Annotated in this window: 15 protein-coding genes; 5 read left to right on the top strand and 10 right to left on the bottom strand. The window is 59.8% G+C overall.

The window, feature by feature from the left end; all coding sequences use genetic code 11:
- Positions 1-23 precede the first annotated feature (23 nt).
- Together A6M21_RS04700 and A6M21_RS04695 are read right to left on the bottom strand one after the other, a co-directional pair.
- Entirely contained in the window at positions 24-287 is a 264-nt protein-coding gene (locus tag A6M21_RS04700; RefSeq protein WP_427854602.1) for an RNA recognition motif domain-containing protein, read from the bottom strand.
- 40 nt (positions 288-327) lie between these two features.
- Positions 328-585 (bottom strand): hypothetical protein, encoded by a 258-nt coding sequence (locus A6M21_RS04695; protein WP_066666725.1) that lies wholly within the window; start codon positions 583-585, stop codon positions 328-330.
- A gap of 194 nt (positions 586-779) precedes the next feature.
- Between A6M21_RS04695 and A6M21_RS04690 the strand changes: the two genes are divergently transcribed.
- From A6M21_RS04690 to A6M21_RS04680, 3 genes are read left to right on the top strand one after another with little or no spacing between them, the layout of a single operon-like run.
- A complete protein-coding gene (locus A6M21_RS04690) occupies positions 780-1418 on the top strand; it encodes a succinate dehydrogenase/fumarate reductase transmembrane subunit (protein WP_066666724.1) in 639 nt (212 codons plus the stop codon).
- Positions 1415-3277 (top strand): fumarate reductase flavoprotein subunit, encoded by a 1863-nt coding sequence (locus A6M21_RS04685; RefSeq protein ID WP_066666723.1) that lies wholly within the window; start codon positions 1415-1417, stop codon positions 3275-3277. The genes A6M21_RS04690 and A6M21_RS04685 overlap by 4 nt, the downstream gene beginning before the upstream one ends.
- Positions 3277-4020 (top strand): fumarate reductase iron-sulfur subunit, encoded by a 744-nt coding sequence (locus A6M21_RS04680; RefSeq protein WP_066666722.1) that lies wholly within the window; start codon positions 3277-3279, stop codon positions 4018-4020. The genes A6M21_RS04685 and A6M21_RS04680 overlap by 1 nt, the downstream gene beginning before the upstream one ends.
- Positions 4021-4226: 206 nt before the next feature.
- Here the strand turns inward: A6M21_RS04680 and nadD are convergent, their stop codons facing one another.
- The gene (gene nadD / locus A6M21_RS04670) at positions 4227-4829 is read right to left on the bottom strand and encodes a nicotinate-nucleotide adenylyltransferase (protein ID WP_078060395.1); all 603 of its coding nucleotides are present in this window, start codon (positions 4827-4829) and stop codon (positions 4227-4229) included.
- 257 nt (positions 4830-5086) lie between these two features.
- Between nadD and A6M21_RS04665 the strand changes: the two genes are divergently transcribed.
- Both A6M21_RS04665 and A6M21_RS04660 read left to right on the top strand, forming a co-directional pair.
- Complete coding sequence (locus A6M21_RS04665) at positions 5087-5995, top strand: selenium metabolism-associated LysR family transcriptional regulator (RefSeq protein ID WP_078060394.1); 909 nt, start codon at positions 5087-5089, stop codon at positions 5993-5995.
- 64 nt (positions 5996-6059) lie between these two features.
- The gene (locus A6M21_RS04660; RefSeq protein ID WP_066666719.1) at positions 6060-6614 is read left to right on the top strand and encodes a DUF1847 domain-containing protein; all 555 of its coding nucleotides are present in this window, start codon (positions 6060-6062) and stop codon (positions 6612-6614) included.
- A 202-nt stretch (positions 6615-6816) separates the two neighbouring features.
- On the opposite strand, the gene A6M21_RS04655 is transcribed toward A6M21_RS04660, so the two are convergent.
- From A6M21_RS04655 to hypF, 7 genes are all read right to left on the bottom strand, one after another.
- Entirely contained in the window at positions 6817-8070 is a 1254-nt protein-coding gene (locus A6M21_RS04655) for a glutamate-5-semialdehyde dehydrogenase (protein ID WP_066666757.1), read from the bottom strand.
- A gap of 75 nt (positions 8071-8145) precedes the next feature.
- On the bottom strand, positions 8146-9270 hold the full coding sequence (gene proB / locus A6M21_RS04650) for a glutamate 5-kinase (protein WP_066666718.1): 1125 nt from the start codon (positions 9268-9270) through the stop codon (positions 8146-8148).
- A gap of 68 nt (positions 9271-9338) precedes the next feature.
- Positions 9339-10613, bottom strand: coding sequence for a GTPase ObgE (gene obgE / locus A6M21_RS04645; protein ID WP_066666756.1), 1275 nt, complete (start codon positions 10611-10613; stop codon positions 9339-9341).
- Between the two features lie 21 nt (positions 10614-10634).
- Entirely contained in the window at positions 10635-11219 is a 585-nt protein-coding gene (locus tag A6M21_RS04640; protein ID WP_066666717.1) for a Spo0B domain-containing protein, read from the bottom strand.
- A gap of 153 nt (positions 11220-11372) precedes the next feature.
- On the bottom strand, positions 11373-11639 hold the full coding sequence (gene rpmA, locus A6M21_RS04635; protein WP_066666716.1) for a 50S ribosomal protein L27: 267 nt from the start codon (positions 11637-11639) through the stop codon (positions 11373-11375).
- A gap of 13 nt (positions 11640-11652) precedes the next feature.
- Complete coding sequence (gene rplU / locus A6M21_RS04630) at positions 11653-11964, bottom strand: 50S ribosomal protein L21 (protein WP_066666755.1); 312 nt, start codon at positions 11962-11964, stop codon at positions 11653-11655.
- A 295-nt stretch (positions 11965-12259) separates the two neighbouring features.
- Positions 12260-14608, bottom strand: a complete 2349-nt coding sequence (gene hypF / locus A6M21_RS04625) for a carbamoyltransferase HypF (RefSeq protein ID WP_066666715.1) — start codon at positions 14606-14608, stop codon at positions 12260-12262.
- Between the last annotated feature and the right edge of the window lie 16 nt (positions 14609-14624).

The following is a 14624-nucleotide window of genomic DNA, read 5'->3' as shown; positions in this document are numbered from 1 at the left end:
GGATCTGGAGGTCGCCTTGATTTTCAGGCCCGTTCTTCCCTGGCTTTTGCTTCATTGACGGTAATTACACGCCCGTCCAGCTCAGTACCGTTCATGGCGGCAATCATGTTCTCAACATCGTCGTCCGCCACCTCTACAAATCCAAACCCGCGGGAGCGTCCGGTTTCCCGGTCGGTTATTACGCGGGCACTGATCACTTCTCCGTGCCGGCCGAATACTTCCTGCAATTCCTCCGCCCTGGTAGCCCACGGCAGGTTACCCACATACAGGGTCCTCACCACACACATCACCTCTTTCCTCACTGCATTTTTCTGCCTGTGTAAATTATTATTGGCCAAAAGAACTGCCCTTAATGCAAAACCGGGCGGCAAAAATTTTTCCATTTTTATTTTTTAATTGATACGCCCGCGGCAGCCCGTTTGCATTATTATCCGTCAGGACGGCCAATAAAGCAAGTAAATATTTTACAGCAGGAGGCCTTTTGTGGTCTGTAGAATTAAAAATGGCCACCGGTTTCTTATTTTTAATTTTAATTTTTAGAAGGATATATTGTTTATAAACGTTTTCAACGATACCGGAAGCCATTTTTCGAGCGTAGATTTACGGTATGCCCTGCTTCTCCGACCGGCATATTTTTTGCATAAATATCTCCGAGTAAACAGAATTTTTAAAATCGTATTTTTATGAAGGGGGGATTCCACCGCAAAAACAATTTTACAAACAGCAGGCTGCGGCCCGATCCCCCTGCACATAATTTTCCATAAGGAAAGGAGAGTAATATGGCAACGCAACAAAAACTTCTGACGCGCAATCCGCGGGCGGACATGCTGGTGGATTTGTTGGAACTGTTCAGCGGCCTGTTTCTGGTCGGTTTTTTATGGACACACATGTTCTTTGTCGGTGTAATTTATTTCGGGGCCAATATTTTCGACCGCTTTTCCATCTTTCTGGATAAATATTATCTTTCTTACATCGGCATTGCGGCCGTAATCCTTGTCTTCCTGACCCACCTGGTGGTGGCCGGCCGCCGCATACCCAACCGGTACCGGGAGCAAAAAATTGTTTGGCGGCACGCCAGAATGATCGGGCACACGGACACCTGGATCTGGGTGTTTCAAACCATCACCGGCATGGCCATTTTAATTCTGGGCAGCATCCACGTCTGGGCCGTAACCAGCGGCTGGCCGATCCGGGCGATGATCAGCGCCGGCCGGATGACCCACTTCCTGTGGTTTTACGCCCTGCTTTTAATCATTTCGGAATATCACGCCGGCTTCGGCCTTTACCGCCAGTTCGTCAAATGGGGCTGGTTCAACCGTCATTCCGTGGGGGCGGTACTGAAAACAATCAGCGTGATTATTGTGCTGATTGGTGTAGGTATTATGTGGGTACTGCTCCGGTTGGGAGGTGCACGATGAGCACTTATCAAACTCATGTCACAGATGTTTTGATCGCCGGCGCGGGCCTGGCCGGGGAGCGGGTGGCCATTGAAGCCGCTTCCAGCGGCTTGAACGTAATCCTCCTGAGTCTGGTGCCTCCCCGCCGTTCGCACAGCACCGCCGCCCAGGGCGGCATGCAGGCTGCGCTGGGAAACAGTGCGATGGGGCGGGGCGACAGCCCGGATGTGCACTTCCAGGATACGGTGAAAGGCTCCGACTGGGGTTGTGAACAGGATGTGGCCCGTCTTTTCGTCAATACCGCCCCCGTCGCCATGAAGCAGATGGCCTTCTGGGGCGTACCCTGGAACCGGGTGCAGGCCGGCAAGCGGACACTGCCGGACGGCCGGGAGTTGGAGGAATTAAAAGAAAACGAAGGGCTGATCACCGCCCGGGATTTCGGCGGCACCGCCAAGTGGCGCACCTGCTACACTTCCGACGGCACCGGCCACTCCGTCCAGTACACCCTGGACAGCATTGTGATCAAACTGAATATCACCGTGCACGACCGCATGGAAGCCATCTCCATCATTCATAACGGGGAAAGCTGCTTCGGTGTGGTGGCCCGCTGCCTGCGCACGGGTGACCTGCACGTCTACCTGGCCCGTTCCACGGTCATTGCCACCGGCGGCTACGGACGCCTGTACAGCGCCTCCACCAACGCGGTGATCAACGAGGGCAGCGGCATGTTCCTGGCTCTTGATACCGGGGTCGTCCCCCTGGGCAACATGGAAGCGGTGCAGTTCCACCCCACGGGCATGGTGCCGGTGTGGATTCTGATCACGGAGGGCGCCCGGGGCGACGGCGGCTACCTGCTGGATAAAAACCTGTACCGTTTCATGCCCGACTATGAACCGAAGAAAAAAGAACTGGCCTCCCGGGACGTGGTCGCCCGGCGCATGATCCAGCACATCCGCAAGGGCTTCGGCGTGGACAGCCCCTATGGGCCGCACCTCTGGCTGGACATCCGCCACCTGGGGGCCAAACACATCAACACCAACCTGCGCGAAATCGCCAACATCTGCCGCAACTTCAACGGCATCGATCCGGTGAAGGACCTGATCCCGGTCCGTCCCACCCAGCACTACAGCATGGGCGGCGTGAGAACCAACAAGGACGGCTACGCCTACGGGCTGAAAGGGCTATTTGCCGTGGGTGAGGCGTCCTGCTGGGATCTGCACGGGTTCAACCGGCTGGGCGGCAACTCACTGGCCGAGACCATCACCATGGGCATGATTGTCGGGGATAAAGTGACTGAATACACCCGGGGCGCCGCTCTGGAATATTCCGAAAAACTGGTCAAGGACTGCGTGGCCAAACAGGCGGAACGGATCGAAGACCTGGTCTCCGGCCGCCGGGGCAAGGAAAACGTCTACCAGCTCCGGGATGAGATGCAGAACGCATTGATGGAAAACGTGGGCATCTTCCGCACCGGCGAAGGGCTGCAAAAGGCCGTGGACAAATTGCAGGAACTGCACCGGCGGGCGCAAAAGCTGGGGCTGCAGTCCAACGGCAAAGGGGCCAACCCGGAACTGGCTTCCGCCCTGCGCCTGCCTGGCATGATCCGCCTGGCCCTGTGCATTTCCTACGGCGCCCTGCAGCGCCAGGAAAGCCGGGGCAGCCACGCCCGGGAAGACTTTCCCAAACGGGATGATGTGAACTGGCTCAAGCGCACTCTGGCCTACTGGCCGGAAGGAGCGGAGCTGCCGGTGTTGAAGTACGAACCGGTAACCATTACCGAGTTGCCTCCGGGAGACCGCGGGTACGGGGAATCCAGCGGCGCCAACGCGCCCAAACAGCCGGAAAAACCAGCGCCGCAGGGCAAAAAAGGAGGTAAATGATGGCCAACCGTCAATTAACGTTCAGCATATTCCGTTATAATCCGCATACGCCGGAAATCAAGCCCCGCATGCAGGAATACCGGCTGGAGGAACTGCCGGGCATGACCATGTTCGTGGCTTTGAACAAAATCCGGGAGGAGCAGGACCCCACCCTGATGTTCGACTTTGTCTGCCGGGCGGCCATTTGCGGCTCCTGCGCCATGTTGATCAACGGCAAGCCGCGCCTGGCCTGCAAGACGCTGGCCAAGGACCTGCCGGCGCGCATCACCATGTTCCCCCTGCCCGTATTCAAGTTGATCGGCGACCTGTCGGTGGACACGGGCACCTGGTTCCGGCACATGTCTTTAAAGACCGAGGCCTGGGTGCACAGCAACAAGCAATTCGACCCGGCCAAACCGGAGGATCGCATGGACAACGAAACGGCTTTGAAGATTTACGAGGCCGAGCGTTGTATTGAATGCGGCTGCTGCATCGCCGGCTGCGCCACGGCCAACATCCGGGAAGACTTCCTGGGGGCGGCCGGCATCAACCGCATTGCCCGGTTCATGGTCGACCCGCGGGACGAGCGCACCGGGGAGCAATACTTCGAGATCATGGGCACCGAAGAAGGAGCCTTCGGCTGTGTCGGTCTGATGGCCTGTGACGACAACTGTCCGATGCAGCTGCCCCTGCAGATGCAGCTGGCCTTCGTCCGGCGCAAAATGGCCGCCGTGGGCTGGAAATACAAGCCCCAGGCGGTTTGAAGACCCCCCCGGGATGAAAACAAGGCAGTCCGGAAAACGGGCTGCCTTGATTTTTGCAGTTGTTGAGGGAAATATGCGGCCGGGAAAACGGGGCGGCTTTTAAACCGGCACAGGCCAACAACCGTGCTTCATTCCCGGCGGTTAAAAATACTGCGGAAAACAGACCGGTCCGGCGCTTTTTGTCCGGCCGGCGGCACCATATACTTTCAGCGGTACAACCCCCGGTTCAGTATGTATGATTCCACCGGTTCGGGCAGAAGGTATTTGATCGGACGGCCTTCCCCGACCCGCCGGCGGATATCGGTGGATGAAATGGCCAGTGCCGGCACCTCCATGGAAGTAATCTGCCGGATCTGATCCGCGGCAATGCCGGCCAGTCTTCTTTTCAGGTTGCCGAGCGGGTAGCCCGGACGGGTGGCGGCAATGAAATGACACATGGAAAGCAGTTCGTCCACCTGCTTCCAGCCCAGAATCTCCAGCACCGCATCGGCGCCGGTGATGAAAAAAAGCTCTGTTCCCGGATAAAGCCGGCGCATCTCCCCGACTGTGTCAATGGTATAGGAATACCCCGGCCGGTCCACCTCCAGGGTTGATGTATCGAAATAAGCATTGCTGGCCACGGCCAGTTCGGTCATGATCCAGCGGTGGTGGGCGCCGGTGATTTGCCGCCCGCTCTTGTGCGGCGGATGGCCGGCCGGAATAAAGATCACCTTGTCCAGTTGAAAGCGGTGCCGGGCACCTTCGGCGGCCACCAGGTGACCGTAATGAATCGGGTCGAAGGTTCCCCCCATCATTCCGATTCTATGCAATTGATTCGCCCCAAACCATGCAAAAGTTTAAAAATGATAGTATAATTGTAATAGGCGGAAAAATAAAATGCAACCGTTTTTTACCGCGGCAAAGGAAACAGCGGCCGCTTAAAACCGGCCGCCGGTCATGATTACCGGCTGTTATCATAATCATAAAAACTTGCGATTTTCCATCCGGCCCTCCTGTATAGTAAGATAACGTAAACAACCGGTCTTGCTTCCGGGAGGTGCGAACAACAACTGACTGGAGGCAGGTCATGCTGGACTATCAACTGCTGGTTTTTGTCACTGTGGCGGAAAAGAAAAATTTTTCCCGTGCCGGAGAGGAACTGAACCTGACCCAACCGGCGATCAGTCAGCATATTCACGCCCTGGAGGAATATTACCGGGCGCGGCTGTTTGAAAGGTCGAACAAAAAAGTGGAGCTCACCCAGGCCGGCCATATATTGTACTCCTACGCCAGGCAGATTCTGGCGCTGCATCAGAAGGCGGAACGTGCGGTGACCGACCTGATCGATCTGGTCACCGGCAAAATGGTGGTCGGGGCAAGCATGACCGTCGGGGAATACGTGCTGCCGCGCCTGCTGGGGGCATATGCGAAAAAGTTTCCGGAAGTGGAGCTGGCCATGACTATCGGCAACACGGCCGTGATTTGTGAGCATACTCTGGACGGCACCATTGACACCGGATTGGTGGAAGGGCCGGTGGAGCATGCCCACCTGCAGGTACAGCCCTTCCTTGAGGACGAAATGGTGCTCGTTGTGCCGGCGGGCCACCTGCTGGCGGAAAAGACAGTTGTAGACCCGGAGGATCTGCTTAATCAGACGTTTATCCTGCGCGAGGAAGGCTCCGGCACCCGGTTGGCGGCGGAAAGCGCACTGCACCGCCTGGGCCTCACTCCGCACCGGGTCATTCAACTGGGCAGCACCCAGGCCATCAAACAGGCGGTGGAAGCCGGACTGGGCATCTCATTCATGTCCCGCTGGGCCATCCGCAAAGAAGTTGCCTTGTCGACGCTCAAACCGCTGCGCATCAAGGATGTGTCCATCACCCGGGAATTCAACATCATCCGCAACCAAACCCGCTTTCAGTCCCGGGCCTGTGACGAATTCGTCCGCTTTATCACCTCGGAAAAAATACAGGATTTCCTACGCTCCCGGACCTGAAGCCGTGACCCGGCAATAGACCAGGTAAGCGCCGGGTCCTGTCTGTAAACAGGAGTGATCGAAAATGAAGCTTGCGCGCCCGCCCAAAACCACCGCCCCGGCCACCCGGTTGCGTTTCCCCGCTCCGCGGCGGGGCGACACCTGGATGACGGTTGTTCACAACCGGCGGCCGCAGGAAAACGAACTGTCCAGACTGGAAGAAATAATTCTGCTGGCCCGTTCGGCGGGCTGCCGGCGCATCGGCCTGGCCTATTGTGCCGAACTCACCCCGGAGGCCAGACTGTTTGAGAAAATCATGCAAAACCACTTTAACGTAAAAATGGTTCCCTGTCAGCAGACCGTTTCCAGCCAGGAATCATTTGTACACAACGGCTGCAAACGGCCCCGCTGTGCCGTCCTTTGCGACCCGCTGGCCCAGTCCACCGCTCTGAACCGCTCCGCTGTGGATTTGAATATCTCCCTGGGCTTGTGCACGCGTCAGGACATTTTGTTGAAAAAATGCTCCACCGCACCGGTAACCACCCTGGCTGTACGGGATCAAGCACTGGCGCACCGGCCGCTGGAAGGCCTGTACGGCGGTTATTATTTCGATCTTTACGGCCTGCGGCCGGGTGTTTGAAGCTCCGGCGGAACAGATTTGCAGCGGGCATGCATGGAAACGGCCGGTACGCCGTTTTAGCGGCACCGGACCGGATGACACACCGGCGCTCCGGCATTCACCGGCCTTTACATCGCTGCTCTTGAAAGCGGCGTCGTACCGAGAAAGCGGCTGGCGCCACAAGGTTTTTCCATTTATGGGTTGTGCTCAAAAAATAAGGCCGTTAGCTTCTAATCTGTCCTTCACCGTATACTACATACTTATACGTGGTCAGTTCCTTCAGCCCCATCGGCCCGCGGGCATGCAGCTTCTGGGTGGAAATGCCGATTTCGGCGCCGAAACCGTATTGGTAGCCATCGGTAAAACGGGTGGACGCATTGACGTAAACGGCGGCCGCATCCACTTCCCGCAGGAAGCGCTGTGCCCGGGCATAGTCCCCGGTCACGATGGCTTCCGAATGACGGGTCCCGTAACGGTAAATGTGATCCATGGCCTCATCCAGGGAATCCACCACCCGGACGGCCAGGATCAGGTCCAGGTATTCGGTGGCCCAGTCCTCTTCCGCAGCCGGTGTCACCCAGGAAACCAATTCCCGGGTGGCGGCACAACCCCGCACCTCCACTCCGGCCTCTTTCAACTTTTCCAGCAAACCCGGCAGCAACTCCCCGGCCGCCGACCGGTGCACCAGCAGTGTTTCCATGGCGTTGCACACACCGGGACGCTGGCATTTGGCATTGATCACAATCGCCCGGGCCATTTCCAGATCCGCCCCTTCGTCCACATAAACATGGCAGTTACCCACACCGGTTTCAATCACCGGTACGGTGGCGTTCTGCACCACCATCCGGATCAGTCCGGCGCCGCCCCTGGGAATAAGCACATCCAGCAGGCCGTTCAGCTTCAACATCACGTTGACCGCTTCCCGGTCCGTGTTTTCGATCATACTGATCGCCCCTTTGGGAATGCCGGCCTTTTCGGCGGCCAGGGCAATAATGGCGGCAATGGTCCGGTTGGAATTGATCGCCTCGGAACCGCCGCGCAACACCACGGCGTTGCCGGCCTTCAGACAAAGGCCGGCCGCGTCCACCGTCACATTGGGCCGGGCTTCATAAATCATGCCCACCACCCCCAGGGGTACGCGCCGGCGACCGATTTGCAAGCCGTTGGGCCGCTGCCAGGCATGCTCCGTCTCCCCCACCGGATCGGGCAGGGCGGCCACCGCCCGCAACCCGGCGGCCATATCCTCAATGCGTTCCGGGGTCAGCAGCAAGCGGTCGATCAGTGACCGGGAAAGACCCTTGTCCCGTCCGGCACGCACATCCTCTTCATTGGCGCCCAAAATAGCGCCGGTGCTTTTGATCAGACTGTCGGCCATGGCCAAAAGCGCACGGTCTTTGACTTCCGTGGACAGTGAGGCCAGGCGGCGGGCCGCCTCCCTGGCATTTTGCGCTTTTTCCCTTACTTCCTGTTCAACCAAAAAATTTACCCCCTTCAAGCCGCCATTCCAGCGACGGTTTCACATTTGTCATCCCGGCGGCTGTCCAATATTTGTTTATGCGTCAAGCACCATATTGTTCCGGTGGACTACCTCGTCATAATCTTTATGGCCGAGCACCCGGAATATTTCACCGGTCTGCAGGCCTTTGATCCGGTCAACTTCCGCAGCCGTATAGTTGACAATGCCCCGGGCGATTTCCACGCCGTCCGGGCCGATGATACAGACCGTATTACCCATCTCAAAATCGCCTTCCACCCTGGTAATCCCCGAGGGTAACAAGCTCTTGCCCTTCTGCAGCAATGCCCGGGCGGCCCCCCCGTCCACGTGGATATTTCCGCTCACGCAAGAGCCGTAGGCAATCCAGCGCTTCTTATTTTCCAACCGGCCGGAAGGCCAGAATACAGTGCCCAGCTTTTCACCGGCCAGCACCCGGCGCACCACGTCCTTTTCCCCGGCCCGGGCCAGCACGGTGACCAAACCAAAATGCATGGCCATGCGCGCCGCCTGTAACTTGGTGGCCATGCCGCCCGTACCCAAACCGGTGCCCGCCCCGCCGGCCGCATCCTCCATGGCGGGAGTGATTTCCGTCACCTGGTCAATCAGACAGGCCTGCTCATAATGCCGGGGGTCGGCGTCATAAAGTCCGGCAATATCCGAAAGCAAAATCATCAAATCCGCATCCACCAGGCCGGCCACCAGCGCAGCCAGGTTGTCGTTGTCACCGAATTTGATTTCCTCCACCGCCACCGTGTCATTTTCGTTGATCACCGGCACCACGCCCAGACGCATCAGGGCGTACATGGTGTTGCGGGCGTTTAAAAAGCGCCGGCGGTCGGCCAGGTCCTCGCGGGTGAGCAGCACCTGGCCGGTAGTCACCCCGTATTCGGCAAAAAACTTTTCATACATGTGCATCAGCATGCCCTGCCCCACTGCGGCGGCAGCCTGCGTTTCCGGCAGGTCTGCGGGCCGCCGGGCGAAACCAAGCCGGTGCACGCCGACCCCGATGGCACCGGAAGTGACCAGCAGCACTTGCCGGCCCTGGTTATGCAGATCAGCCAGTTGGCGTACCAGGTTTTCCATCTGGGCCAGGTTGGGACGGCCGGTGGGATAAATCAGCGAACTGGAACCCACCTTCACCACCACCCGGCCGACCCGGCTGAAGTCCCTCTCCACGGACATGAAACCACCCCATCCCCGTCCGTGATGAACCTTAATTGCGCCATTATGAGCGGTCAGAGCAGACAAATTCAGAGTGAATCCACATATTCAAACTCGAAGTCCCGGATGCGCACGGTATCCCCCTCGCGGATGCCCGCCGCGCGCAGGGCGTCTTCCAGCCCGGAAAGGGAAATGATGCGCTGCAGCCGCTCCACCGCCTCATCGTTGTCCAGATCGGTCATGGCCACATGGCGCTCGATTTCCCGTCCCCGCACCACGAAAACGCCTTCCTGCCGGCTGATGGTAAAGCGCGGCTCCTCCCGGACGCTGACCAGACGCTCATGTTCCTCCCCGGCCGGTTCGGGCGGCGGAAGCTCCGCCAGTCTGCGGGCCAAGTGGAAAACCAGGGCCTCCAATCCTTCCCCGGACAGGGCGCTGACCGGAAACAGTTCATACCGGCCGTCGAGGGCGTCCCGCAGGCGGGGCAAATTATCCGCCGCCCCCGGCAAATCCATCTTGTTTGCCGCCACCACCTGCGGGCGGCGGGCCAGTTCCGGATCATAAAGGGACAACTCCCGGTTGATGATCCGGAAGTCTGCCACTGGATCCCGTCCTTCCGTACCGGCCGCATCCACCACATGCAGCAACAGCCGGGTGCGTCCGGTATGGCGCAAAAACTGGTGGCCCAGCCCGGCGCCGGCATGGGCGCCTTCGATCAGCCCGGGGATGTCGGCCATAACAAAACTCTGCCCCTGTTCCAGCCGGACCACGCCCAGGTTGGGCGTGACGGTGGTGAAGGGGTAATCCGCTATTTTGGGCCGGGCGGCGGAAAGCCGGGAGATCAAGGTGGATTTCCCGGCATTGGGGAAACCGACCAGTCCGACGTCAGCCAGCAATTTCAATTCCAGCTCGAGCTGGCGTTCCTCCCCCGGCTCGCCCTTTTCCGCCATACGGGGGGCTTTATTGAAGGCGGTGGCGAAACGGGCGTTGCCCCGGCCACCGCGGCCGCCCCGGGCCACCACCACCTGCTGCCCCTCCCGGGTCAGATCGGCAATCAGGGCGCCGTTGGAGGTGTCCCGCACAACAGTGCCGGGTGGCACCCGCACCACCAGATCGGCACCGCTTTTGCCGTGCATGTTCTTGCCCATGCCGTGCTGACCGCGACCGGCCTTGAAATGACGCTGGTAGCGGAAATCCACCAGTGTGCGCAAACCGGGATCCACCCGGAAAACCACATCCCCGCCGGCACCGCCGTCACCACCCGACGGACCACCCTCCGGCACATACTTTTCCCGGCGAAAGGCCACGCAGCCGTTGCCGCCGTCGCCGCCCTTGACGAACACCTTCGCCTGATCATAGAACATTTTCACATCACCAGTTTATTATTATGTACCGGTCTGTTCCCGTTCAGACCGGCGGGGCAGGTTGAGAAAAATTTCCGCCTCCTCCGGCGTTATGGACATCCCGGCCTCTCCGCCGAAGGCCGCCAGGCGTTCATTTATCTTCGCCAACCGTTCTTGCGCCGGCCGGCCGTCCATTCCAACCGGCGGCGTAAAGACCAGGCGGCAGCTGTAATGTTCTGTTAATTCGGACAGGTGTACCGCCAGGCGGCGGTTTGTCACCTCCGGCGGCGCCAGTAAATCAATCGCCTGCCGCATTGCCCCGTCCAGGAGCCGCCCGGTTATTTCACCAGGTACCGTACAGCCGGACAAAGTGCATTCAATTTGGTTATCCACTGTGATCTGATGTTGGGCTGCTTCATGCAGTGCCACCAGCAAAACAGCCGCCGCCTCCGGCAACTGCAGGTGCATAATCCGGCCCCACAGTTCAAACTCCCGGTTGAGTCCCTGGATATATTCCCGCGCTTGAGCAGCCCTGTTCATCTGGATCAGGCCGGAGACTACCTGTAAATGATTCAGGAAATCGTGCCTTTGCGACCGGATTACATTTAACAGCGGCCCCAGTTCCATATAAAGCCCCCTCCAGCCAGATAATACCATTCATTTCGACAGGCGGACGGGAAAATCCTTCAGACCGGTGCAAAATAGCCGGCCGGGAAAATAACGGCCAGCCTCAAAGGCTGGCCTGGATGGCACAAGTCGGTTGTTTTTCCCGCTCAATCTTTAAACTTGGGCGGCCGCCGGCATCACGTGCACCTGTTTCTTATCCCGTCCTTTATGCTGGAAGGAAACCACGCCGTCTATTTTGGCAAACAGGGTGTCATCGCTGCCGATGCCCACGTTCTGGCCGGGATGAATTCTGGTTCCCCGCTGGCGGACCAGGATGGAACCGGCCGTGACAAACTGGCCGTCCGCCCGTTTGACTCCCAGCATTTTGGGTTGTGAATCGCGGCCGTTGCGCGAACTGCCGACACCTTTTTTATGAGCCATACATCAACACCCCCTAAGCTTCGATTTTTTCTACGGTAACCTGGGTAAAGGGCTGACGGTGCCCTTTCTTGCGCCGGTAATTCTTTTTTGCTTTATACTTGAATACAATGATTTTCCGGCCCTTGCCGTGGCGGATCACTTTGAGCGTCACCCGGGCGCCCTCCACGGACGGTGCGCCCACGCGCAGCTGGCCGTCCTTTTCCACCGCCAGCACCCGGTCCAGGGCTACAGTCTCCCCCGGTTCCACGGCCAGCTTTTCCACAAAGAGGGTATCTCCCTCCTGCACCCGGTACTGCTTGCCCCCGGTTTCCACAATCGCGTACAAAATATGACCTCCCCGTTCAGGACTCGCCGGGGCCAGGTAAGGCCGCGCCTTTTTAAGCACCCGCCCCGGGCGGTTACGGCAGCGCAAAACTGCCTACAATATGTTATTTTAACATACCCGCCTTATTTGTCAATAGCGGCGCAAGAACCGCAGCCCGCGCGTTGAAAGCTTTGCATCCTTGCGCCGGCTGACATGCCGCTGTTCACGGGCTAAAAATATTGCCCCCTCCCCCCGGGGCCTTGCCTGGCATCATGTCCGCGGTTCACGTTGTCAGTACCGCTCAAAACCTGAACGGTCAATTCCCGTCGCTAACCCGGTAACAGCCCGCCACCGCCTGCCCCAGGGAGAGTCCGCCGTCCCCGGCGGGAACCAGGTGATGGGAGTAGACGGCAAACCCTTTTTGGGCCAGCAGGCGGGGCACCACTCCGGACAGGTAGCGATTGTGCCAGGTGCCGCCGCTCAAACAAACATTATTTATACCGTATTTTTCCCGCAGGCGTAAAGCGGCTGCAATCACCACCGCGGCCACCCAGTCGTGAAAACGGCGGGCAATCCGGCTGGCCGGCACGCCTTCCTTGATTTCCCGCCAGACCCCGGCCAGCACCGGCGCCGGATCGATCACCGCCCCCCGGAAGGAACAGGGATAGGGCTGCAAATCAAGCGGGAACTCCGCCGCTTCCCGCCGTCCGGCGGGAAACCGGGGCACCAGGTCGCCCAGCTCAATGGCCGCCTGTGCTTCGTAAGTACTTTGTTCGCAAATTCCGAGCATGGCCGACACGGCATCGAAAATACGCCCGCAGCTGGAAGCCGGCGGTGTGTTCAGGCCTGCGCGCAGCATGGTTTCCACCAGGGCCAGTTCCTTTCCCCGGTGGGCAAAGCGCTCCCGGGCCGCATCCAGCCCGTCCCGTCCCAGGAAGGTGTACAGGTAGGCCACGGCGCTGATCCAGGGGTTGCGCACCGCCCCGTCACCGCCCGGCAGGGGCACCGGCGCCAGGTAATATTCGCGGGCAAAGCGCCGGTAATCACCACGCAGCACTTCAAAACCCCGGATGGTCCCGTCCGGGCCGTAACCGGTGCCGTCCAGGATCAGGCCGGCGCATTCCGCCGTCAATCCATTTTCAGCCATACAGGCGGCCAGGTGGGCATGGTGGTGCTGCACCCCGGTCTTGACCGGCACGGCCATCTCCCGGGCCAGGCGGGAAGAGTGGTATCCGGGATGCAAATCATAGGCCACCACGGCCGGTTCGGCGCGGATCAGGCGGGCCAGGGCGGCGCGGCTGCCGGCCAGGTTGGCCTGGCCTTCCAGCGTGTCCACCCGGCCCACGTGCTGGCTCAAATAAGCCTCTCCCGCCTTGAGCAGGCAGCAGGTGTTTTTCATCTCCCCGCCCATCCCGAGCACCACCGGGGCACCGGCCGGCACCGGCACCGCCAGCGGCCGGGGCACATACCCCCGCGAGCGGCGCAAAAACTGGGTCTCCCCGCCCACCACCATGGTCACCGAGTCATCGCAGCGGTTGACAATCTCCCGGTTATGCAGGAGGAAATAATCGGCGATACCGTCCAGTTCGCTCAATGCCCGCTCGTTGTCTATGGCCAGGGGCAGTCCGCTGCGGTTGCCGCTCGTCATCACCAGCGCCGGCGGACCGCCGGCAAAAAGCAGGTAATGCAGCGGCGTATAGGGCAGCATCACGCCCAGGGTTTGCAGGCCCGGCGCCAGTACCGCCGGCAGGGGGCAGCCGGGCTTTCTGGCCAGCACCACTATGGGTGCGGCCGGGGAAAGGAGCAGCTCCCTTTCTTCCGGCGCCACCAGACAATATTCTTCAACCACGGACATGTCCCGGCACATCACGGCCAGCGGACGGCAAGGCCGGTGCTTGCGCCGGCGCAGGGCATCCACGGCCGCCGCATTGCGGGCGTCGCAGGCCAGATGGAAACCGCCCAACCCTTTGACAGCCAGAATATAGCCCGCCTGCAACAGCTGTTGGGCCGCAGTGATCACGTCATGGTCCCGGCTGTCAACTCCGGCCGGCCCGGATAATCCGTCCGGGGAACGGCCGGCTGCGTCCACCAGGGTCACCTGCGGCCCACAGGCCGGGCAGGCCACCGGCTGGGCGTGAAAGCGCCGGTCGGCCGGATCGTGATACTCCCGGGCGCACTCCGGGCACATGGGAAATGAGGCCATGGCGGTACGCGGCCGGTCGTAGGGCAGATCGCGCACAATGGTGAAGCGGGGGCCGCAATTGGTGCAGTTGGTAAAAGGATAGCGGAAATGACGATCCGCCGGGTCCAGCATTTCCCGGCGGCAATCGGCGCAGGTGGCCACATCCGGCGGCACCAGCACCTGCCCGGCGGCCTGCCCGTGGCTTTGCAAGATGATAAATTCTCTATCCCCCAACGGGGGCATTTCCCGGCACTGTAAACCGGTGATGCGGGCCAGCGCCGGCGGCCGGGCCTGCAATTCACCGGTGAACCGGCGCACCGCCTCCGGCGGTCCCTCCACCTCGATCTCCACTCCTTTACCAGTGTTGCACACCGTACCGGCCAGACCACAGGTACGGGCCAGGTTATATACGAAGGGACGGAACCCGACCCCCTGGACGGTGCCGTTGACTGTGATGCGTAAACGGGTGGTTTGTGTGCTCATTTACTCACCGCCCGTT

Source organism: Desulfotomaculum copahuensis (genome assembly GCF_001655685.1).
GTDB lineage: Bacteria > Bacillota > Desulfotomaculia > Desulfotomaculales > Desulfovirgulaceae > Desulfotomaculum_G > Desulfotomaculum_G copahuensis.
Note: the sequence above shows the minus strand (reverse complement) of the source record. Positions and strands in the feature narration are given on the sequence as shown.